This window comes from Sphingomonas sp. Leaf257 (assembly GCF_001422185.1).
Lineage (GTDB): Bacteria > Pseudomonadota > Alphaproteobacteria > Sphingomonadales > Sphingomonadaceae > Sphingomonas > Sphingomonas yabuuchiae.
On the sequence record NZ_LMMH01000023.1, the window covers coordinates 168251 to 190888 of the forward strand.

19 protein-coding genes are annotated in these 22638 nt (G+C 66.1%); 9 read left to right on the forward strand and 10 right to left on the reverse strand.

What is annotated here, in order from left to right:
* Positions 1-2 precede the first annotated feature (2 nt).
* Together ASF14_RS11670 and ASF14_RS11675 are read left to right on the forward strand one after the other, a co-directional pair.
* Positions 3-875 carry a LysR family transcriptional regulator gene (locus ASF14_RS11670; protein WP_056434949.1) on the forward strand — a complete coding sequence of 291 codons (873 nt, stop codon included), beginning with the start codon at positions 3-5 and terminating at the stop codon, positions 873-875.
* Positions 876-954: 79 nt separating this feature from the next.
* Positions 955-1908 (forward strand): DUF808 domain-containing protein, encoded by a 954-nt coding sequence (locus ASF14_RS11675; protein ID WP_056434950.1) that lies wholly within the window; start codon positions 955-957, stop codon positions 1906-1908.
* On the opposite strand, the gene ASF14_RS11680 is transcribed toward ASF14_RS11675, so the two are convergent.
* Together ASF14_RS11680 and ASF14_RS11685 are read right to left on the reverse strand one after the other, a co-directional pair.
* Entirely contained in the window at positions 1895-2107 is a 213-nt protein-coding gene (locus ASF14_RS11680; RefSeq protein ID WP_056435371.1) for a DUF5818 domain-containing protein, read from the reverse strand. The two genes, ASF14_RS11675 and ASF14_RS11680, sit on opposite strands and share 14 nt — an antisense overlap.
* A gap of 43 nt (positions 2108-2150) precedes the next feature.
* Positions 2151-5189 carry a ligand-binding sensor domain-containing diguanylate cyclase gene (locus ASF14_RS11685; protein ID WP_168371522.1) on the reverse strand — a complete coding sequence of 1013 codons (3039 nt, stop codon included), beginning with the start codon at positions 5187-5189 and terminating at the stop codon, positions 2151-2153.
* Between the two features lie 169 nt (positions 5190-5358).
* On the opposite strand from ASF14_RS11685, the gene dinB reads away from it, so the two are divergent.
* The gene (gene dinB, locus ASF14_RS11690; protein ID WP_269083250.1) at positions 5359-6477 is read left to right on the forward strand and encodes a DNA polymerase IV; all 1119 of its coding nucleotides are present in this window, start codon (positions 5359-5361) and stop codon (positions 6475-6477) included.
* A 7-nt stretch (positions 6478-6484) separates the two neighbouring features.
* Here dinB and ASF14_RS11695 read toward each other — a convergent pair whose 3' ends face one another.
* The 4 genes from ASF14_RS11695 to glmU form a co-directional block, all read right to left on the reverse strand.
* Positions 6485-8254, reverse strand: a complete 1770-nt coding sequence (locus tag ASF14_RS11695; RefSeq protein ID WP_082442207.1) for a sensor histidine kinase — start codon at positions 8252-8254, stop codon at positions 6485-6487.
* A gap of 14 nt (positions 8255-8268) precedes the next feature.
* A complete protein-coding gene (locus tag ASF14_RS11700; RefSeq protein ID WP_056434954.1) occupies positions 8269-10143 on the reverse strand; it encodes a putative bifunctional diguanylate cyclase/phosphodiesterase in 1875 nt (624 codons plus the stop codon).
* Positions 10144-10221: 78 nt separating this feature from the next.
* Positions 10222-12045, reverse strand: coding sequence for a glutamine--fructose-6-phosphate transaminase (isomerizing) (gene glmS, locus ASF14_RS11705; RefSeq protein WP_056434955.1), 1824 nt, complete (start codon positions 12043-12045; stop codon positions 10222-10224).
* Positions 12046-12052: 7 nt separating this feature from the next.
* On the reverse strand, positions 12053-13417 hold the full coding sequence (gene glmU, locus ASF14_RS11710; protein WP_056435373.1) for a bifunctional UDP-N-acetylglucosamine diphosphorylase/glucosamine-1-phosphate N-acetyltransferase GlmU: 1365 nt from the start codon (positions 13415-13417) through the stop codon (positions 12053-12055).
* Positions 13418-13479: 62 nt separating this feature from the next.
* Between glmU and ASF14_RS11715 the strand changes: the two genes are divergently transcribed.
* Complete coding sequence (locus ASF14_RS11715; RefSeq protein WP_056434956.1) at positions 13480-14172, forward strand: HAD-IA family hydrolase; 693 nt, start codon at positions 13480-13482, stop codon at positions 14170-14172.
* Here ASF14_RS11715 and ASF14_RS11720 read toward each other — a convergent pair.
* From ASF14_RS11720 to ASF14_RS11735, 4 genes are read right to left on the reverse strand one after another with little or no spacing between them, the layout of a single operon-like run.
* Positions 14132-15148: a nucleotidyltransferase domain-containing protein gene (locus tag ASF14_RS11720; RefSeq protein ID WP_236697033.1), complete on the reverse strand. Its 1017-nt coding sequence runs from the start codon at positions 15146-15148 to the stop codon at positions 14132-14134. The two genes, ASF14_RS11715 and ASF14_RS11720, sit on opposite strands and share 41 nt — an antisense overlap.
* The gene (locus ASF14_RS11725; protein WP_056434958.1) at positions 15145-15990 is read right to left on the reverse strand and encodes an HprK-related kinase A; all 846 of its coding nucleotides are present in this window, start codon (positions 15988-15990) and stop codon (positions 15145-15147) included. Before ASF14_RS11725 ends, ASF14_RS11720 begins: the two co-directional genes overlap by 4 nt.
* Complete coding sequence (locus ASF14_RS11730) at positions 15987-16265, reverse strand: HPr-rel-A system PqqD family peptide chaperone (RefSeq protein ID WP_056434959.1); 279 nt, start codon at positions 16263-16265, stop codon at positions 15987-15989. The genes ASF14_RS11725 and ASF14_RS11730 overlap by 4 nt, the downstream gene beginning before the upstream one ends.
* A gap of 4 nt (positions 16266-16269) precedes the next feature.
* Positions 16270-16737, reverse strand: a complete 468-nt coding sequence (locus tag ASF14_RS11735; protein ID WP_056435375.1) for a hypothetical protein — start codon at positions 16735-16737, stop codon at positions 16270-16272.
* 143 nt (positions 16738-16880) lie between these two features.
* On the opposite strand from ASF14_RS11735, the gene ASF14_RS11740 reads away from it, so the two are divergent.
* From ASF14_RS11740 to pstB, 5 genes are all read left to right on the forward strand, one after another.
* Positions 16881-18125: a sensor histidine kinase gene (locus tag ASF14_RS11740; protein ID WP_056434960.1), complete on the forward strand. Its 1245-nt coding sequence runs from the start codon at positions 16881-16883 to the stop codon at positions 18123-18125.
* A gap of 72 nt (positions 18126-18197) precedes the next feature.
* Positions 18198-19244, forward strand: a complete 1047-nt coding sequence (locus ASF14_RS11745) for a substrate-binding domain-containing protein (RefSeq protein ID WP_056434961.1) — start codon at positions 18198-18200, stop codon at positions 19242-19244.
* Entirely contained in the window at positions 19241-20617 is a 1377-nt protein-coding gene (gene pstC, locus ASF14_RS11750; RefSeq protein WP_056434962.1) for a phosphate ABC transporter permease subunit PstC, read from the forward strand. Before ASF14_RS11745 ends, pstC begins: the two co-directional genes overlap by 4 nt.
* 43 nt (positions 20618-20660) lie before the next feature.
* Positions 20661-21875, forward strand: a complete 1215-nt coding sequence (pstA, locus tag ASF14_RS22280; protein WP_236697034.1) for a phosphate ABC transporter permease PstA — start codon at positions 20661-20663, stop codon at positions 21873-21875.
* Positions 21872-22633, forward strand: coding sequence for a phosphate ABC transporter ATP-binding protein PstB (pstB, locus tag ASF14_RS11760; protein WP_236697035.1), 762 nt, complete (start codon positions 21872-21874; stop codon positions 22631-22633). The genes pstA and pstB overlap by 4 nt, the downstream gene beginning before the upstream one ends.
* The last annotated feature ends 5 nt before the right edge of the window (positions 22634-22638 follow it).

A 22638-nucleotide genomic window follows, 5' to 3' on the forward strand; every position in this document is an offset into this window, starting at 1 on the left:
GAATGGACCCCGACATTGCGTTGTTCGTCGATGTCGTTCGTGAGGGCAGTCTGGCGAGCGCGGCTCGTCTTTGGCGGCTGTCGCCCGCCATGGTGTCGAAACGGATCGCCCGGCTGGAGCGCCGTTTGGGTGTGCGGCTGCTCCACCGTACGACCCGTCGTCTGGCCCCGACCACGGCCGGGGCCGCCTTCCATATGGAAGTAGCACCGCTGATCGCCGGGCTTCGCGCGGCGGAGGCTCGGGCGACGCAGAATGGCGGCGGTCCTGCGGGCCCGCTTTGGGTAAGCGCACCGACCTCGTTCGGGCGGATGTGGATCGCGCCGTATCTCACCCCCTTTCTCGACCGCTATCCGGCGATCCGGCTTCGGCTCGATCTGACCGACGATTTCATCGACGTGATCGACGGCGGCATCGACCTCGCGATCCGGATCACCGCGACGCCGCCTTCCGGTCTGGAAGCGCATCGACTGGCCGACAATCGGCGGGTTCTGTGTGCGAGCCCCGCTTATCTTGCCCGAGCCGGGACGCCCCAAAACATCGCCGATCTGGCCGACCATGCGCTGCTTGCCGCGCAAGGCCAGTTCCCCTGGCGGCTGACGGGGGCGACGGTGAACGGCGAGAGCCGTGTCGAAACCCCATCCAGCGAGGTGGTGCGCGAACTGGTCCTGGGCGGCGCGGGGATTGCGCTTCGCTCATTATGGGATGTTGGCGATGCCTTGGCGGATGGCCGGCTGGTCCGCATCCTACCGGCTCATGAAGGCTCGGCAGCGGTCGGCATCTGGGCAGTCCATGCGGCGGCGGGGGCGCCCCCGGCGGTACCCGCCCTGCTCGCTCATCTGAGCGAGGTCTGGCGCGACGCAACATGGATGACATGACGCACTCGTCATTTTTCCGTGCATCGCCCCCAAGGAGCCTCTAGGCACGGGATAACAGGGTTTAGGGAGATACGGGTCGATGGCTGGTGGTCTGGTCGCATTGCTGGACGACGTGGCGGCGATCGCCAAGCTGGCGGCGGCGTCGCTGGACGATGTCGCGGGTGCTTCGGCGCGAGCGGGTGCGAAGGCGGCGGGCGTGGTCATCGACGACACGGCCGTCACCCCGCGATATGTCGTCGGGCTGGCGCCGCAGCGCGAACTGCCGATCATCGGCAAGATCGCGCTGGGCTCGTTGCGCAACAAGCTGATCTTTTTGCTGCCTGCCGCCCTGCTGCTCAGCGCTTTCGCGCCCTGGGCGATCACGCCGATCCTCATGGCGGGCGGCGCGTTCCTGTGCTTCGAGGCGAGCGAGAAGATCCTTGAAACGCTCACCGGCCATCATGCCGAGGCGGAGGATGCCGCGCCGGTCGACGCCAAGCAGTTGGAAGAGCGCCAGGTGTCCGGCGCGATCCGCACCGACCTGATCCTGTCGGCGGAGATCATGGCCATCGCCCTGTCGGAACTGCCCGACCTGTCGATCGGCACCCAGGCCATTGCCCTGGCGTTGGTCGGCATCGCGATCACCGTGGGCGTGTACGGCGTGGTCGCCGCCATCGTGAAGATGGACGATATCGGTCTGCATCTGGCCGGGCGCGACAATGCGACCGCGCAAGCGATCGGGCGTGGCCTGGTCAAGGCGATGCCGGTCGTGCTGCGCGTGCTGGCGATCGTCGGTACTGCCGCGATGGTCTGGGTCGGGGGCGGGATCATCGTCCACGGCATGGAGGAATTCGGGCTGACCACCCTGCCCCATCTGATCCACGGCACCGCGCATCACGCGGGTGAGGCGCTGCCCGTCGGTGGCGCGGTGGCGGAGTGGCTGGTCGGCGCGATCGGCTCGGCCATTGTCGGCCTTATCATCGGTGCGGCCATCGTGGGCGTGCTGCACCTGATCCCCAGCGAAGGCGCATTGATCCCGTTCAGGCGCCCCTGACGCCGTGGACCTCCATTACATCGGGGGTCAGCAGGTGGCCGGTCACCGCGACCGATTTGCCGACATGATCGACGGGAACCCGCATCAGACGCAGTTCCAGATGCCTGCCGTCATCGCCTTCCAGCACAAAGGCACCGCCCCGGCGGACCAGACGACCGCTCCGAACGAGCGATGGGGCGGTATCGGCGCTGTCGTTCATCGTCATGTCCATTCAATGCTGTCGGGCGTGCACGGGTTCCGGATCAGGCCGCCCGCGCGACCCGGTCCCTTCCGCTGCGCTTCGCTTCGTAGAGTGCGTCGTCGGCACGGCGGATCATGGCCGCCACGTCTTCGCACGGACGCCACTCCGTCACGCCCGCGCTGAAGGTGACGGTGATCGCCTGGTTGCCAACCAGCAGCGGCGTGCTGGCGATTTCCTGCCGCAAGCGTTCGACGATGCCCGTCGCGCTATCGAGCGTCGCGGCGGGAAAGAGGATCGCGATCTCTTCGCCGCCATAGCGCGCCACGACGTCGTTCGACCTTACGCCCTTCAGCAGACGGGCTGCCATACGCACCAGCACTTCGTCGCCAGCGCCATGGCCATAGCCGTCGTTGATCCGCTTGAAATGATCGATATCCAGGAGCGCGAAGGTAAAGTAGCCGTCCTCCGCAATTGCCCGGTCGCGCGCATCCTGCAGCGCCGCCATCAGGGTCCTGCGATTGGCCAGCCCGGTCAGCGGATCGGTGCTGGCCAGGCGGTCGAGTTGCTCATTCGCGGCGCGCAGTGCGCTGGTCCGCTCCTCGACCATGGTTTCGAGCATTCGCGCGCGACGGCGAACGACGGCCGTAACGAGCCAGAAGGTCGCACCCAGCAGCAAGAGGAACAGCATGGCCAAGCCGATCCGTCCGAGCCAGCTTTCATACCATTGCGGATCGACGGTGATCTCGACGCGACGCTCGACCATCCGCGCGCCCAGCCCCGGAACATAGGCCCGGAGTTCCAGGTTGTAGGTGCCCGCCGGAAGGTTCGTATAGGTCGCGCTGGCGGGCGTCCCCGCTGGCACCGTCATCCATGTCCGGTCGAATCCGTCCAGGCGATAGCTATAGCGGATCGTCTCCGGCGCGTCATAATCGGCCAGGGCAAAACCGATGCGCAGGGTGCGCCCGTCCGCACCCCAGCGCAGCGAGAGCGATTTGACGGCCGAGTCCACGGCCAATGCGTGACCGTCGATATCCGCCGAGCTGACGATCAACGGTCCCGGACGGGCGCGGCTCAGCCGCCCGAGCAGGACATCGGGTTGCAGGACGATCAGCCCGTCGGGTGCGCCGAACAGCAGCGAGCCGTCCGCCATTCGCGCCGCCGCCCGCTGGTTGAAGGCGCTGGCGCTCAGTCCATCGCGCTGGCTCATGACCCGCACATGGCGGCTTGCCGGGTCGATGACCGAGATGCCGCCGGCACTGGCGACCCAGGGACGTTGCTGGGCATCCAGGACAAGGGAGGCAACATTGTCCCCTGCCAGTCCCTGTGCTTCCGTGATCGCACGGAAGCGCCAGCCGCCTGCGACCGCCCGGCCCAGGGCGACGCCGCCATAGGTTCCCACCCATATCCTGCGCCCGGCCGGAATGATCGAACCGGCATAGTCCTGCGGCAAGCTACCCGGCCCTGGCGACCGACTGGAAAAATTGGTGAACTTTCCCGCTGGCACATCGAGATGGCCGATGCCGCCCGGCGTGGCGACCAGCACGCTGCCGTCAGACTGCGTCACGATGTTGATGACTTCGTTGTTGGGCAGGCTGTGCGGGTCGGCGGCATCATGTTCGAACACCCGCACCCGTCCGTCGCTGCGCCGTCGAACGAACAGGCCCTTATAGGTGCCGATCAGCAGCGCATCGCGCGTCTCGGCCAATGAGATGACCGGAAGGTCGCCGAGCCCATTCACGGTCAACGCATGCTGCGACAGGGTGCGCGGATCGATCGCGACGACGCCGCGCGCACCGACCAGGATGGTGCCGTCCGACGATTCCAGCAGCGCCTTGATATCCTGACCGCCATGCTGGCCGTTCAGGGTCAGTCGACGAACCCGCCCTGCCTTTCGGTCGAGCGCATCGACAGTCCCGTTACTCAGGCCCAGCCAGACCTGATCATGCCGGTCGACCATGATCCCACGAACATTGTCGTCCGACAGCGACATGCGCGGATCGGGCATCGCCGATCCGATACGCAACGTCCCGCCGCCCAGTCCCTGCGTCCGCGCCGCGCCCATTTCGGTTGCGGCCCAGACGCCCCCCGACCCGTCCAGCGCCAGCGCGCGCACCGTGTCGCCCGCCAGCGACATCGGGTTCGCGCCGAGATGGCGGATCGCGGTCGCCGAAAAGCCGTGGCGGGGATCGATCAGCACGATCCCCATGCCATCGGTACCGACCCATAGCCTTCCCCGTTCGTCTTCGATGATCGCCCTGATCGTCCGATGCCCGATCAGGGGGGCGGCGCCACGCAATGCGGGCATTTGCGAAAAACGCGGGCGGATGCCCCGGTCATTCGACAAATAGACGCCGTCCGAACCTGTGCCTGCCCATAGCCGCCCGTGCCGATCACGCAGGATCGACCAGATGTCACGGCTATTCGCGGCATCCACGAGCGACGTCGGATGGAACCGCCTGGACTTGGCAGGGCGTACCCACAGTCCACCTTCACACCCCGCCCAGAGCGTGCCATCCGCATCGCGGTAGACCGCAAATGCTCCCTGACGGCGCCCGTCGGCCGACCGGATCGCCGAACCTGCCATGGAGTCGAGTTGATCGGCATGGGCGATGTAATGATGAACGCCACCATCCGATGCGATATAGGCCCCTCCCGATCCATCCGGGGTAAAGCTGAAAACACGGCTGCCCGTCGGTCCATTACGGGCCTTCAACCGGATGAACCGGCCACTCGCCGGTTCGTAACGCGCCAGGCCGCCGACATTGGTGCCGATCAACAGCCCGCCATCGGGCAGCGCCAAAAGCGAGCGGACATAATTATCCGGCAGCGAAAACGGATCGCTCGACAAGGCCTTGAAGCTACGGACACGCTGCCCGTCATAGCGGATCAGACCGCCTCGCGTACCGATCCACATGGTCCCGTCGCTGGCGCGGACAACCGCCGTCGCGGTGATATGGGGCAGGCGCACTGCGTCGCCGAGCCGCGTGAAGCTGGCCCATTGCCATGCCGCCCATGGATCGCCGCGTGCTTCTCCCCGGACCATGGCGGGCAGACACAGGAGCAATAAAAGGGCAGCGGCACCGAAGGATCGGAAGCGCATCAAATCATCATCCCGCGCCCCTTTTAGAAAAGGTTCCATAAAAGGATATTAATTTTGATCAACGCTCTGATTGCCGTCCCGACGACCCCGGGCTTGACGTTTGGGCGCTGTTCCTGTTTCGTTTTCAAGCCCGTAGGGTGCGGGCGCAAGGATCATTCCGGGCTATTGCGTGCCAGCGCCATTATCACCTTTCGACGAAACGGGGCGGCTTGACGGGCGCAAGATCATCCATGTCGACATGGACGCCTTCTACGCTTCGGTAGAGCAACGCGACGATCCGGCGTTGCGCGGGCGTCCGCTCGCCGTGGGTGGATCACGCGCAAGGGGTGTCGTGGCGGCGGCGAGCTACGAAGCGCGGACCTTCGGCGTTCGGTCGGCCATGCCTTCGGTGACGGCATTGCGCAAATGTCCGGACCTGGTGTTCGTGCCGCCCCGGTTCGACGTGTATCGCGAGGTTTCGCAACAGATCCGCGCCATCTTCGCCCGTTATACCGACCTGATCGAGCCGCTATCGCTCGACGAAGCCTATCTCGACGTCACCGAAGACCAGGCTGCCCTGGGGTCGGCCACCGCCATCGCCAATGCCATTCGAGAGGCGATCCGCTCGGAGACGGGGCTGACCGCCTCGGCCGGGGTCAGCTACAACAAGTTCATCGCCAAGCTCGCTTCGGATCAGAACAAGCCCGACGGCATATGCATCATTCCACCGGCGCACGGCGCGACCTTTGTCGCGGGATTGCCGGTTAAGCGGTTCCATGGTGTCGGACCGGTCACGGCACGCAAGATGGAGACTCTGGGCATCCTGACCGGACAGGATTTGCGCGACCGACCGTTGGATTTCCTGCAACGCCATTTCGGCAGCTATGCCGATTATCTCTACGGGGCCGCGCGCGGGATCGATCACCGACCGGTTCGTGCCCATCGCATCGCCAAGTCGGTCGGCGCCGAACGGACTTTCGAGTCCGACCTGTCCGATCGCGAGGGGCTGCGGAGTGCGCTGGAGCGGGTGGTCGACGCCGCCTGGACCCGGATCGAACGAAGCGGGGTTGCGGGCCGGACGGTGACCTTGAAATTACGGCACAGCGACTTCCGGACCATCACACGGGCGCGCTCGGCCCATCACCCGATCCGTGACCGTGCCGAATTTCTGGCGGTCGGGCTCGATCTGTTGGACCAGCAACTGCCCGTGACGCTCGGGGTTCGTCTGCTGGGGCTGACGCTATCCGGCCTTTCCAGCGATGATGACGGCGCTCAGTCTGCCCCGACCCAGGCGGAACTGCCGCTATGATCGACGATCAGGCAGCCAGTTCGACCTGGCGCTCCCCTTCGCCATCCGCGTCGAGCGTCACGATCGCCACCGCACCGGTGCCCCGGCCTGCACTGCGCAATTCGAGCGTCCCGCCCATCCCCGCCATGGAATTGGCACACCAATGCAGGCCAAGCCCGCCGGACTTCTCGGTCCGGGTCGAGTAGCCGGCCTGGAACAGCCGCGTCGCCTGGGCGGGCTCGAACCCCTCGCCGTCATCGATGATCCGAACAGACAGCCGCCCTTCGCTGGGCGGCGGAATGTCGACGGTGATCGCGCCATGATCGCGCCCCGTCGCGACGATCGCCTCGACCGCGTTGGAGAAGAGGTTGCCGATCACCTGGCTCAGGATCACCCGGTTCGCCACCACATAGGCCGGGTGGGCCGGGAAGGTGAAGCTGATCGATACGGCATGGGCATAACGTGCGATCGTCGCATTGCGCGCCACGATGTCACTGATGTCGCAGCGTTCGCGGGCGGGCCGCTCGTGAGCCCGGGCCTGTTGCGCGCCGATGATCTCCAGCGTCTGGCGCATGGCATCGCGCCCGACTTCCAATTGCCGCCGGACCTCGGTGCGGGCCAGCGCTTCCGCATCGAAGGCGGTCGACAGGAAGGCGACGAGCTTGGCGCGTCTTTCGGGCTCGACCTCCCCGTCCGCCAGTTCGGCCAGCGCGCGGTCGAGCAGGTCGCGTCGGGCGCCGTTATGCTGTCCCACGCCGTGGCTGAGGATCGTCGCCAGGGGCGCCAGTGCGTTGCGGACATTGTGCAGGACCGCGACGGCGCTTTCCGAACGACCGAGCGCGAAGCTCTGTATTTCGTTGCGTTCGCGCAAATCCTTGAGCTGGCTGAGCATGGCGTTGAAGTTGCGGCCGAGCGATCCGAACTCCTCGCATTGGCCTTGATCGTCCTCGAACGGCAGCAGCGCGCCCGATGCCTGGACCCGCTGCATATGCCGCTGGACCCGGTCGAGCGGAACGAGCACGAACCGCCCCAGCGCGCGCCGCAGCATGAGCAGAAGCAGCACCAGCAGGAGGATCGATGCCGCCGCCGCTAATAGGAGAACGCGGCGGCCGAGCAGCACGACCTCGCGTGAGACCCGGAACCGGGCCGAGGCGACCGGCCGCCCATCAGGTCCATCGACCGGCACGGCGATATCGATGAATTGCGCGCCGCGGCGGGGCCCAGCATTACTGGTCGGAGCCCCGGTGGAAAGGGCCACTGGTCGCCCAAGCAGGCGAGACAGAGTCTGCACTGTCAGACGCCGCGCCACGGCGACGTGCATATTGCCTCGCGGGCTGTCCGCTACACCCACGGCCAGGACGTCTTCCCCAACGGCCAGATAGAAACGTGTCGAGCGCCCTGCGTCCACCAGATGTTCGAAACCCAGGCGATCCAGTGCCGCTTCGACCTGACGCGTATCTTTGGTCAAGGGCCGCTGAACGCTGCCGCCCTCACCGACCGCACGCCGATACACGATGCTTTGGTCTGGCACGGTCGGCGCGATGCCGTCGGAGGTAACGGCACTGGCCTGTTCGCGTGCGGCAACCTCGCTGATCGCCGCGAAGTCCGACAACACCGTCTGGGCCCGACCGCGATAGCCTTCCGTCGCCCGCTCTTCCAGCTCGGCAAAACCCGGCGAGATGACCAGCGTCAGCAGGACGGCCAGCGCCAGTGCCCCGCCGATCCCGGTCAGGGTCAGCAGCGACACCATCGTCTCACGAAGCGATCGTGGCCGCCGCCGTTCATGCCACCGGCGCATGATGCTTCGCTTCGTCAGCGCCCCGCGCCTGCCATGATGGGAGCGCCTTGCGCTTCGCCGGGCAGCGTCAGGAATTTCCGCTCGGCGAGTTTGCGGGCCTCGGTCGCCGGAACGGGTTTCGAGAAGAGATAGCCCTGGAGATGGCTGGCACCTGCGACGCGCAGCGCTTGCGCCTGGGATTCCGTCTCGACGCCCTCGGCGATCACGCCCAGGCCCAACGCCCGACCGAGATGGATGATGGAATGGACGATCGCCGCGGACTCGCGCTCGCGCCCCATGCCGTCGATGAAGCTGCGGTCGATCTTCAGGCAGTCCAGCGCGAATTTGCGGATGTTGTAAAGGCTGGAATAGCCCGTACCGAAGTCGTCGAGCGCGATACGGAAGCCCAGCTTGCGCAGTTCGCAAAGGGTCTGCGCGGCATGTTCGGCATCGTCGAAAATGGCGGTTTCGGTAATCTCGATCTGGACGCGCTGGGGCTCGACGCCCGCCCTTCGCACGCTCTCCATCACATGCCCGACGAAATGCGAACGGCGGAACTGGATCGGGCTGAAATTCACCGAAACATATTGGCCCGGCCAATGCTGGAGCTCGGCCAGGGCGTGGTCGAGGATCCAGTCACCCAGATCATGGATCAGGGTGCTTTCCTCGGCCAGCGGGATGAAGATCGCCGGGCTGATCGCACCGCGTTCGGGCGTGCTCCAGCGGACGAGCGCCTCGAACCCGACAATGTCCAGGCTGCCCCGGGCGACAATCGGCTGATAGGCCAGGCTCAGCTCGTCGCGGGCGATGGCTTGGCTTAAACCGGCCTCGATCTCCCGGCGAACGCGAATGCCTTCGTCCATGCTGGCATCGAAAACCCGAACGGTTCCGCGCCCCGAACGCTTGGCTTCGTTCAGCGCCATGTCGGCCTGTCTGACGAGATCGGTCGGATCGCGCTCCCCGCCCGGCTGGCACATCACCAAGCCGCAGGATGCGCCGCACCGCACCGCATGGCCCAGCACGTTGAAGGTCGAGGCACAGGCGGTGACGATCCGGTCACAGGCCGCGACGGCCAGGTCAATGTCCTCAACCTCGAAGAAGATGCCAAACTCGTCGCCGCCAAGCCGGGCCAGCATCGCGCCCTCGGGCATATTGGCCTGGATGGTCGCGCACACCATACGGATCAATTCATCCCCGGCAAGATGACCGAGCGTGTCGTTGACGAGCTTGAACCGGTCGAGATCGAGCATCGCGGTAACGAACGGACCGTCCTGACGCCCTCGCTCGGTCAGGCGGCGCAGGAAGGCGACGCGGTTGGGGGCATCGGTCAGGGCGTCGTGCATGGCGATATGCATCGCCCGGCTTTCGTTCGCTTCCAGCTCGGCGGTCTTTTCCTCCAGCGTCGCGACCTGCGTCGCCAGCAACGCCCGAGCGGCGGCCAGTTCGCGGTCATTGTCCCAGCGGCGGCACAGAGCATGCGCCATCTGCTGGACTTCGATCACCTCGAACGGCTTGGCGATGTAGAAGATCTTGTCGGCCGGCCCCGCCACCTTGCCGATCTCGGCGGGGGAGAAATCGGAATAGCCGGTGACGATAACGATATGGATATCGGGATCGAGCGCCCGGATGCGCCGCGCGGTTTCGCGACCGTCGATACCCGGCGGCATCCGTATGTCGATGAACGCCACCGCGAAAGGCGATCCTTCCGCCTGGGCTCGCTCCACTGCGGCGACCGCCTCCAGACCCTGATGGCAATGATGCCGGTCGAGGACCAGGTCGCCGTCCCCCCCGTCGGCCCCCTCACCGAACAGCTCGGTCGCCATAGCGTCCAGGGTGACGTTTCGTCCCGAGAAGCATAGTTCGTAGCTCTCGTGAACCGCCGGTTCGTCGTCGGCGATCAGAATACGCATCCGGCTACCATCCGTCTTCATTACTCAACACGAAGATAGATGGTAACCAGAGAGGCTTAAAGTGACGTAAATGGTCAGTTATTCGACCGTAACGCTCTTGGCCAGATTGCGCGGTTGGTCGACATCGGTGCCCTTGGCGACGGCGACATGATAGGCGAGCAGCTGTACCGGCACCGCATAGACGATCGGGGCGATCAGCGGGTGGACCTTGGGCATGGTGATGGTGGCGATACATCCGTCGCCCGCCGCTTCGATCCCGTCATAGTCGGAGATCAGGATCACCTTGCCGCCGCGTGCCTGAACCTCCTGCATGTTCGAGACGGTCTTTTCGAACAGCGGGCCGGAGGGCGCGATGACGATGACGGGGACATGCTCGTCGATCAGCGCGATCGGGCCGTGCTTCATCTCGCCCGCCGCATAACCTTCGGCGTGGATGTAGCTGATTTCCTTCAGCTTCAATGCCCCTTCCAACGCGAGTGGATAGTCGGTGCCGCGCCCCAGATAGAGCACGTCGCGCGCGCCCGCGACGGCACCCGCCATGCCCTCGATCGCTTCGTCATAGGCCAGCGCGCCGTTGATGGCGGCGGGCGCTTCGGCCAGGTGACGGACGATCTGCTTTTCCTCGTCAGCCGACAGGCGCCCCTTTGCCTTGGCCAGATTGGCGGCCAGCGCGGCCAGCACGCTCAGCTGGCAGGTAAAGGCCTTGGTCGAGGCGACGCCGATTTCCGGCCCGGCATGGGTCGGCAGCAGCAGGTCGGCCTCTCGCGCCATCGAGCTGGTCGGCACGTTGACCACCGCCGCGATCGTCTGCCCCTCATTCTTAGCATGGCGGAGCGCGGCCAGCGTGTCGGCGGTCTCGCCCGACTGGCTGATGACGATCATTAGCCCGCCCGGCTCCATGACGGGCGCGCGGTAGCGGAACTCGGACGCGACATCGAGGTCGACGGGCACGCGCGCAAACTGCTCGAACCAGTATTTGGCGACCATGCCCGCGTAGAAGCTGGTCCCGCAGGCGACGATGGTGACCCGCTTGATGCCCGACAGGTCGAAGTCCGGAATGGGCAGCGCAACCTTGCCCTCCAGCCGCTGGAGATACGAGCGCAGCGTCTGAGCGACGACGATCGGCTGCTCGTAGATTTCCTTCTGCATGAAGTGGCGGTGATTGCCCTTGTCGATCAGCGCGCCGGTGACGCCCGACAGGGTCACGGGCCGGTCGATGGGGGTGTTGTCACGGTCATAGACCTGGGCGCCCTCGCGGGTGCAGACGACCCAGTCGCCTTCGTCCAGATAGGCGATACGCTGGGTCAGCGGTGCCAGCGCCAGCGCGTCGGAACCGAGATAGGTCTCGTCATCGCCGTAGCCGACCACCAGCGGCGAGCCGAGCCGCGCGCCGATCAGCATGTCGGGCTGATCGCGGAACAGGATGGCGAGCGCGAAGGCCCCGTGCAGGCGCGGCAGCACCTCACGGACGGCGGCAACGGGGTCGAGGCCCTGCTCTACCTTCTCGCTGACCAGATGCGCCACGACTTCGGTGTCGGTTTCGCTAGTGAACACCCGGCCGCGTCCGATCAGTTCGTCGCGCAAAGCCTTGAAGTTCTCGATGATGCCGTTGTGCACGACCGCGACGTGATCGGTCGCGTGCGGGTGCGCGTTGTTGGTCGTGGGGCCACCATGCGTCGCCCAGCGGGTATGCGCGATACCGATGGAGCCGGGCAGCGGATGCGCCGCGAGTTCCTTGGCCAGATTGACCAGCTTGCCCGAGGCCCGGCGACGTTCGATCTCACCATGGTCGATCGTTGCGATGCCTGCCGAGTCATAGCCCCGATATTCCAGTCGACGCAGCCCGTCGAGCAGCCTCTCGGCCACGTCGTCACCGCCCAGGATTCCTACGATACCGCACATAAGCTAATTACTCCCCAGCCTTTTTCGCAGCCTTTTTGGCCGTCATCATGTCTCTGAAACGCTTGGCCCAACCGGCCTTGGTCCGCCGCTCGGCGCGGACGAGTGCCAGGGCATCGGCCTCCACGTCGCTCGTCACGACGGAACCCGCGCCCACGATCGCACCCGCACCGATCATGACGGGCGCGACCAGCGCCGAGTTCGAGCCGATAAAAGCCCCCTCGCCGATCACGGTCTTATACTTCAGGAAGCCGTCATAATTGCAGGTGATGGTGCCTGCGCCGATATTGGCGCCCGCGCCCACTTCGGCATCGCCCAGATAGGTCAGATGATTGGCCTTGGCGCCGGGGCCGAGGACGGCCTTCTTCATCTCGACGAAATTGCCGACCCGTGCGCCCTCGCGTACGTCCGCACCGGGGCGAAGCCGGGCATAGGGGCCGATATCCGCACCGGTGGCGACGGTCGCGCCCTCCAGATGGCTGAAGGCGTGGATGGTCACGCCGTCGGCGACATGGACGCCGGGGCCGAACACGACATGCGGCTCGATCACGACGTCGCGGCCGAGACGGGTATCGTGCGAGAACCAGACTGTCTCGGGTGCGATGAGCGTCGCGCCGTCGGCCATTGCACGGGCACGACGACGGACCTGCCAATCCCCCTCGACCACCGCCAGTTCGGCCCGGCTGTTGACGCCCGCGACCTCGCCCGCGCCCGTCTCGATGACGGCCGAATGGCGACCGTCTGCGGCGGCCAGCATGACGATATCGGGCAAATAATATTCGCCCGCCGCATTGTCGTTGCCGACCCGGTCGAGCAGGCCGAACAAATCGCTTGAGCGCACGGCCATCAAGCCGGAATTGCAGAGGGTTACGGCACGCTCTTCAGGATTGGCATCCTTGAACTCGACCATCCGATCGATACGCCCGCTCCGATCGGCAATGACCCGGCCATAAGCGGCAGGGTCATCGGGACGGAAGCCCAACACCACCGCCGCTGGCGCATCGGCTTCGCCCAGCCGGTCGATCATCGCACGCATCGTCCCTGCCTCTACCAGCGGAACGTCGCCGTAGAGGATCAGCACATCGCCCTCGAACCCGGCCAGTGCCTCGCGTGCCTGCGCGACGGCATGGCCGGTGCCCAGCTGTTCGGCCTGAAGCGCGGTGGCGACGCCCAGCGGAGCGACAGCCGCCTCGACCTGCTCGCGCCCGGCGCCCGTCACCACGACCATGCGTTCGGGCGACAAGGCCTTCACGCTGTCGATCAGGTGGAGCAGCATCGGCCGCCCGGCAATGGGATGGAGGACCTTGTGCAGGTCCGACTTCATGCGGGTGCCCTTGCCCGCGGCGAGGATGATGGCGGCGATCGGTCTCGTCATGACGGTTGCGCCTGCCATGGATTTCCGGTCAAGGCCAGTCGGAGACTGCACCGGGACCGAACATGGACGTCAATTCATCGCATGGTTTTCCCTTCGCCATTGTCGGCTTCGACCTGGACGGCACGCTGCTGGATACCAGCGGCGACCTGGCCGCCGCAGTCAACCACGCGCTGGGCTCGATCGGACGTGCGCCCCTGAGTGTTGAGGCGGTCAAGCCGATGATCGGCGGCGGCGCCCGCGCGATGTTGCGGCATGGGCTGGACGCGACCGGCGGCCATGATACCGAGACGCTGGATCGGCTGCACAACCTGCTGCTCGAATATTACGAGGCCCATCTGGCGGTGCATACCGCACCCTTCCCCGGCGCGATCGAAGCGCTGGATGAATTGGCGGCACGCGGCGTAACGCTGGGCATCATGACAAACAAGCTGGAGCGCTTCGCCCGGGCGATCCTGGGGGCGCTAGACCTGACCGATCGCTTCGCCTCAATCATCGGCGGCGATACGCTGGGCGTCGCAAAGCCCTCCCCCAGACCGATCCAGGCCCTGGTCGAGCAGTGCGGCGGGGGGAAAGCCGCGTTCGTCGGCGATTCGATCTTCGACGTCCAGGCGGCCCGTGCAGCAGGACTGCCGGTCATCGCCTGTTCCTTCGGGTTCCTGAGCCAGCCGGTCGAGGCCCTGGGGGGCGATGCGATCATCGACGGCTATGCCGAGCTTATCCCGACCCTGTCGTGGCTTTCGCCTTCCGCCATTTGATCCACAAATGTCGGATGAGCATCGGCAGCGGCATTCGGATGAGGTGCGAGCGGATATAAAAGACGGTCCGTAACGCCTTGTGCCGTTCCCGCCCCCATCCGTCACGCGCCGTCATGCGGCATCGGTAAAGGCGATCGATCATGGTCAGCCTTCGCCACCGGGCAGGAACGGCCGTGCCATAAAGCGCATGCGTCAACCGCAGCGCACGATCAACGGCGGACGAAAGGCCGTGATGCGCCGCCCGTACCTCCAGCCCCTCCATGCCCTTTTCCTCGATCAGCGCATGGATATCCCACAAATTGCGGAGGCCCCCGGCCAGTTCGCCATCGGCCAACAGATGCGCCGCCGCATGGACGATCATGTCCGTATGGCACAGCACCGCCAATCCGCCGTCCAGCACTTCGGCATCGTCGATGAGAGCCAGTGCATCCGGTGTAGGCCTCGCCGTCAGCGGCAGGATGGTGTGGTGCACATCGACCATCCGCCCCCGCTCGCCATGGACCAGCGGCGGGAGCTCGTGCATCCATTGGCGATAATAAAGGTCATCATAGGGATCGGATTTCATCCATTCCCATCCGGCATCGACCAGCAGCTTTTCGGCATGGCCGAGCAGCGGCCGGGGAAGCAGGATATCGCAGTCGCCGATACCGCGCCCCTGGCCCGCCGCCAGCCCGGCCGCGACGAAGGCGGTGCCTTTCAACAGGATGACCGGGTGCCCCAGGGGCCGAAGCGCAAGCGCCACGCGGTTCGCCTCCCACAGCGCCGTCCGCCTGGCCTCGGCGGCGTCGATCCGGGCCTCCGCGAGCGCCCCGACGACCTCACCGGGTAGCGCAAGCCCCTCCAATCGATACGCCAAGGTTCCGGCCAGCGTCTCGGCCCGCGCAACCGCCAGCACCTCGGTCCAGTGCGCCGGATCCACAGCCCTAGCACGCCTGGGATCACGCAGCAGCGCGACCAACGTCCGAACCGCGCTCACAGCGCCTCCCAAAGGGCTTCGACAGCGGCGACACCCGCTTCGCCATCGGGATAATCCAGCGCCACCGCCGGGACCTGCCCGCGGAGACGGGTCAGCGTCTGGAACCCGGCCTCCCCCATCGCGACATAGTTGGTCGATGCCTGAGTCAATCGCATAAAGGTCTCGGTCGGCGCGACGCCGCTCAAGGCGGAGGGAAAACCGAAGCGCGGAAAGATCAACAGCGCAGGCTGTGCACGCTCGTCCATCGCAGCGATCGCAGCGGCGGGCGGCGCGACGTGGCGCACATCGCCCTTGGGCGTGCCCGTCAGCAACGGACCTGTACGATAGCCTTCGGGAATGAGCGAAAGGCTCTCGTTCTTCAGGCTGACCGGACGGGGAAAGGGATGGGCCAAGCCGGTGTCCGGATCGATCATGGCGAACTCGTCGCCCAGGAAGCGCCAGCCCCTTTGCGACAGCATCAACGCCAGCGTCGACTTGCCTGCGCCGGACTCGCCGCTCATCAGGATCGCCCGATCGTCGCGTGCGACCACGGCGGCGTGAAGTAGCAGGTGACGGCGATGCCCGAGCGCGACCTGCAAGTTCATGCCCATCTCGGCCGCCAGCACGCCTTGCGCCAACGGCAATGGCGACGCATCAGGCAACCAATAATCCCCCGCCACCCGAACAGATGGCCGCACCCGGCGGCGCCAGGGCGATACGGCCTCCAATCGGACGCTGTAATCGGCGAATTCGGGTCGCGGATAGTCGCGATACAGCGCATCCAGCGCCGCAATCGGCGCATGCCAGTCCGATCCGATCCGGAAACCGACCGGCCCGACCCGCAAGGTAATTTGATGCCTCACGCCCGGTCGACCAATCCGGCCGCCTCCAGTTCAGCCAGACGAGCCTGCAACACCGCCGTACCGTCTGCGTCACCCAAGTCGAAATTTTGCGTGAGCCGAGCGAGCAGCGCATCCCTATCCAAGGGTTCGTCCGCCAGTGCCTCCATTATCTGTGGCGCCGGTTCGTTCAGCAAATGGGTCACGCCGGAGGGGCGATGGAAAACGGCCGTGAACATATCCAGCGGCTCGACGATCAAGAGCGCCGCCGCCGCCGCGCGGTAGCGCGGACCGGCCATCGGATCAGGTCCTGGGATTCTGAATGGACAGGAAACAGGTATAGCCGCTCTGGCCGCCGCTCAGCTTCTTGATATATTTGAGATAGGCATCGTTGGAATAGTAAGTGGTGCCGGGCAGCGACATGCCGTTGTACAGTGCATTGCGCACTTCTTCGCCGGTGAAGGGCCGCGACGGTGGCGGATAGGGCCCGCCGAAAAGCGCGCCCAACGGGCCCAGCGGGCCGGGGTTCACGACGTTACCATTCCTGTCTATATATTTTCCGGCATCGCCCGGACCGGGCACGGGGATCTGACAGTTCAGCACCGATGCCGTCGTCTGGGCCAGCGCCGGGCGGACGGCAATCACCGTGCTCGCCCCGACCGCGCCCAGCATCAGCATCCGGCGGCTGGTCACGCTGGAGGCAGGCGCATCGGCCTGCGCTTCGGGCGCGAAGCCCGATGCGGGGCCGGGTTCGGAGGGCGTGTCGTCCATGACGAAGCGGTCTCCCATATTCGTCGGCCCGCCACAAGAACCTGTGCAAGCCCAGCCGCTTCCCAAAACTGGAAGCCGGTCCGTGCCGGTCCGCCATTCAGCGGTGGAGACAGGGCGCGCCTGCGCCGCTACATCGGCACGTCATGGGATTCGGCATTCGCACCTTATGGGCCATCGTCGTCGTCGTCGTGGCCGCCGCTGTCGTGTTCCTGACGGCAGGACCGGCGCCTGCCATCATTGCGCTGGTCGGCGGGATCGCCGCCGCCCTGGTCGCCAGTGAGGGCGTGCCGAACGAAGCCGAGGAGGATCCCGCTGCCGAGGAGGGCCATACCGGCCTCTCTCCGCTGCTCGAAGAAGCACTGGACGCGATCGTCGAGCCGGTGCTGCTGATCGAGGGTGGACGCGTTATCCTGGCCAATCGCTCGGCACGCGGGCTGCTCGGCAAGCATATCGTCGGTGAGGATGCCCGCATCGCCATCCGGCACCCCGCGGCCGCCGAACGTCTGCTGACCAAGGAAGGCGTGACCGATCCCGACCATCCGATCTCTCTCGTCGGACTGGGGTCGCTCGAACAGCGCTGGGAAATGCGCGTGGCCGATACCACGAGCGGCCAGCGCATCGTCCACCTGATCGACCAGACCGCACACGACGCCGCCGAGCGGATGCGCGTCGACTTCGTGGCCAATGCCAGCCACGAATTGCGCACCCCCCTCGCCTCGATCCTGGGGTTCATCGAGACCCTGGGCGACGAAGCGGGCGAGGACGCGGAAATCCGCGCGCGCTTCTTGAAGGTGATGTTCGACGAGGCACGGCGGATGCAGCGGCTGGTCGAGGACCTGATCTCGCTCAGCCGGATCGAGGCGGACAAGTATCGCCAGCCCGCCCAGCCCGTCGATATGGCCGAACTGGTCGACCATGTCTGGGAGGAGTTCCTCGACTCCGGCTCGCCACGCGCCGACGACATTGGCTGCGAACTGGCCGAAGATCTGCCGCCGATTGCGGGTGACCGTGCGCAATTGTCGCAGATGCTGCACAATCTGATCGGCAATGCGATGAAATACGGAAAGGCGGAAACGCCGGTGCGTGTCAGGCTGGATCGCGACGGGCCCATGCTGCGCCTGAGCGTCGCCGACCGGGGCGAAGGCATCGCGGCCAGCCATTTGCCGCGCCTGACCGAACGATTCTACCGGGTCGACTCGGGCCGGAGCCGCAGCATCGGCGGTACGGGACTGGGCCTCGCCATCGTGAAGCACATTGTCGAGCGGCATCGGGGAAAGCTGGAAATCGCCAGCGAGGTGGGCGTCGGGACGACCGTGACGGTTCGCCTGCCGGCGCTGAAGACACCGGAAAAGAACGCTTCCGAGAGCGCTGTCACAAAACCACAATAAAAATGTCACACGGAGGTATGGCGAGCGTGGCAGCGCCGGTTCGCACCCGTTCCGGTGTTTCCAAGGATCTCGATGCGTCTGCCCTGCCTTCTCGCCGCGATGTTCGCGCTGGCGGCCTGCCATGATCAGGCCAATGGCGGCGGCGCGGGCGTGCGGGAGCAGATCACGGCTGTCGGTTCGTCGACCGTCTATCCCTTCACCACGATCATTGCCGAGCGTTTTGTCGCGGCCGATCCCGATGCCAAGGCGCCGGTGATCGAGTCGACGGGTACGGGTGCGGGCATGAAGCTGTTCTGCGCCGGGATCGGGGCGGGTCATCCCGACCTGGAAGACGCGTCCCGCCGCATGAAAGCCAGCGAATATCGCGACTGCGCGGCGCACGGTGCGGGCGAATTGCTGGAGATCCAGATCGGCATCGACGGCATCGCCTTTGCTGAATCCAAGCGCGGGCCGCACATGGCGCTGACCTCGGTCGATATCTACCGCGCGCTGTCGGCGCATCCCGGCGGCGAGCCCAATGCCGCGCGTACCTGGGCTGACGTCAATCCAGCGCTCCCCGCCATTCCGATTCAGGTCTATGGGCCGCCCGCGACCAGCGGTACGCGCGACGCGCTGGCCGAGCTGATCCTGGCCAAAGGGTGCGATGCAGTCGAACCGGGCGCACCCGCGCTGGCCGCCCGTGATCCCGAAGCGCACCGCCTGTTCTGCACGCGCGTCCGCGAAGACGGCGCCTATATCGATGCGGGCGAGAACGACAATCTGATCGTCCAGAAGCTCCAGGCCAATCCCGACGCGCTCGGCGTCTTCGGCTATTCCTATCTTGAGGAAAATCGCCAGACGGTCGACGGGGTGACGATCAATGGCGTCAAGCCGACCTATGACGCGATCGCCGCCGACCGTTATCCGGGATCGCGCCCCCTCTATGTCTATGCCAAGAAGGCGCATCTCGATGCCATTCCAGGGTTGCGCGCCTTCCTGCGGCTTTATGCCGAAAACTGGGGCAAGGACGGGCCGCTGGTCCGCCGGGGTCTGATCGCCTCGCCGGAGGCGATCCAGGCTCGTTCGCGCGCCATCATTGGCCGTGAAATCACGCTCGATCCGGCGAACCTGCCGTCATGAACGGCGTAGTCCTTCTGATCCTGACGGTCGGGCTGGGCATCATCGCCTGGGCCTCGACGCGGATGCATGCGCTCGGCTTCCGTCGTCGGTCGGGAACGCGCGCCAGCTCGCTGCCGCATCATTATGGCTGGTATGTCGCGCTGTGGACCGCCGTCCCGCCACTGATCTTCCTTGCCATCTGGGCCGCGACCTCCCCCGCGCTCGTCACCGACATGGTGCTCCAGGCCCCTGCCGCCGTGCAGCTTCCCCCGCCCGGATTCGAGCGCGCGGCGATCCTGTCCGAAGCGCGCGCGCTGGCGGCGGGGCAGGCGCATGGTGCCTTCCATGCGCTTTCACGGACGCTCGCGCCCGCCTATGACGCCGCGCAGACGCGGATCGACTGGATCGCCACCGCCATCGTCTTGCTGCTGGCGCTGGCGGGCGGCGCCTATGCCTATCTGCACGTCCGGCCGGAGTTTTCGGCGCGCACCCGGATCGAACGGGTGGTGCTCGGACTGCTGCTGGGTGCGTCGCTGATCGCGATCCTGACCACCGCCGGGATCGTCGCCTCGCTGCTCTACGAGGCCGGGCGCTTCTTCTCGATCGTGCCGGTCACCGATTTCCTGTTCGGCACGCATTGGAGCCCCCAGTCGATCGATCCGCGCGATCCCGGCGCGTCGCTGGGGGCGGTACCGCTGTTCTGGGGCACCTTCTTCATCGGGGCGGTCATCGCCATGGCGGTCGCCATCCCGTTCGGGCTGATGAGCGCCATCTATCTGACCCAATATGCAGCCCCCCGTGCGCGTCGTATCATGAAGCCGGTGCTGGAGGTGCTCGCGGGCATCCCGACCGTCGTATATGGTTATTTCGCCGCGCTGACCGTGGCCCCCGCCGTCCGGCAGTTCGCGGTTGCGATCGGCATCGAGTGGGCTTCGTCGGAAAGCGCCTTGGCCGCCGGGCTGGTCATGGGGGTGATGATCATCCCCTTCGTCTCGTCCATGGCCGATGACAGCCTGGCCGCCGTGCCCAACTCGATGCGGGACGGCAGCCTGGCGATGGGGGCCACCCCGTCCGAGACGATCACCCGCGTCATGTTGCCCGCCGCCCTGCCCGGCGTGGTCGGCGGCGTGCTGCTGGCCGTCAGCCGCGCGATCGGCGAGACGATGATCGTCGTCATGGCCGCCAGCGGCGTCGCCACGCTGACCGCCAACCCTTTTGCCAGCACGACCACGGTCACGCGCCAGATCGTCGACCTGCTGACCGGCGAAGCCGAGTTCGACAGCCCCAAGACCTTGGCCGCCTTTGCGCTGGGCCTGACGCTGTTCCTCATCACGCTGCTGCTCAACATCGTCGCGCTGAATGTGGTGAAGCGGTATCGGGAAACCTATGAATAAGCCGCCCTCCCAGCCTCCGGCCATGGGTTGGGACAGCCCCGCCATGGCCCGTCGCCTGCGTCGGCGCTATGCTGCGGAACGTCGCTTCCGGCGGCTGGGCGCGGCGGCCGTCGCCTTGTCGGCGGCGTTCCTCGCCTTCCTGCTGATCACCATGCTGGCGCAGGGGCTTCGCGGCTTTACCGAGACGCGGGTGGCCATGCCGGTCAACCTCGCGGCTGCCGAACTGCCGATCGAGCCCGCCCGCTTGAAGGGGCGCGGGGCCGATCTGGCGCTGGCCGGGGCCGGGCTGGAGGATGCGGTGGAGAGCGCCGCGACGACCGCCTTCGGCCCGATGGGAACCGACCTGCTGTCGCCCGGCGCCTGGATCGTGGTGCGCGACGCGATCAAGGCCGACCCCGACCTGCTCCGTCGCACCGTCCGCTTCGAACTGCCGATCGCCAGCCGCTATGACGTCGCCGCCAAGGGTGTCGGTACGCCCGAGGCCGAGGGCGTCGTCGCGCAGTTGCAGGCGCGCGGGGTGTTGTCGACCGGTTGGGACATGGGCTTCCTGCGCGATGCCGATGCCACCGACCCGACGCGGGTCGGCATCTGGGGGGCGACAAAGGGATCGCTGCTGACGATGCTCGTCACGCTGGCGCTGGCCTTCCCCATCGGTGTGCTGGCCGCCCTCTATCTCGAGGAATATGCGCCGAAGAACCGCTGGACCGACATGATCGAGGTGTCGATCAACAATCTGGCGGCGGTCCCCTCGATCATCTTCGGGCTTTTGGGGCTGGCAGTCTTCCTGGGCAGCTTCGGCCTGCCGCGCTCGGCCCCGCTGGTCGGCGGCCTGACGCTGGCGCTGATGACCATGCCGGTCATCGTCATCGCGGGGCGCAATGCGATCAAGGCGGTGCCACCCTCGATCCGTGATGCCGCACTGGCGGTCGGCGCTTCGCGGGTGCAGGTGATCTTTCACCATGTCCTGCCGCTGGCCCTGCCCGGCATATTGACGGGCACGATCATCGGCATGGCCCGTGCGCTGGGCGAGACGGCCGCCCTGCTGATGATCGGCATGCGCGCCTTCATCGCAGCGCCGCCGCGCGGGCTGACCGATCCGGCGACCGTGCTGCCGGTCCAGATCTTTCTCTGGTCGGATCAGGTCGACCGCGGCTTCATCGAAAAGACCTCGGCCGCGATCATCGTCCTGCTCGTCTTCCTGCTCGCGATGAACGGGCTGGCCATCTACCTCCGCAATCGGTTCGAGACACGCTGGTGAATACCCCCAAGATAACCGCGCGCAACGTCAGCGTGTCCTATGCCGACAAGCAGGCGATCCATGACATCTCGATCGATGTCGACATGGATCACGTCATCGCGTTCATCGGCCCGTCGGGCTGTGGCAAGTCGACCTTCCTGCGCACGCTGAACCGCATGAACGACACCATCCCCTCGGCGCGGGTGTCGGGTGACGTGCGGCTGGACGGGCAGGACATCTATGCGCCCGAGATGGACGTGGTGCAGCTCCGCGCACGCGTCGGCATGGTGTTCCAGAAACCCAACCCCTTTCCCAAATCGATCTACGAGAATGTCGCTTACGGACCGCGCATCCATGGCCTGGCGACCTCACGGAGCGAGATGGACGCCATTGTCGAGCGCTCGCTGACCCGTGCGGGCCTGTGGAACGAGGTCAAGGATCGCCTGTCGGAAAGCGGCACCGCGCTGTCGGGCGGCCAGCAGCAGCGGCTGTGCATCGCCCGCGCCATCGCCGTCGACCCCGAGGTCATCCTGATGGACGAGCCGTGCAGCGCGTTGGACCCGATCGCCACGGCGCGCATCGAGGAACTGATCCACGACCTGCGCGGCCGCTACGCCATCGCGATCGTCACCCACAATATGCAGCAGGCCGCCCGCGTCTCGCAACGCACCGCCTTTTTCCACCTCGGCACCTTGGTCGAGTACGGCAAGACGTCCGACATCTTCACCAACCCGAAGGAAGAGCGGACGAAGGACTATATTACCGGCCGTTACGGCTGAGGACG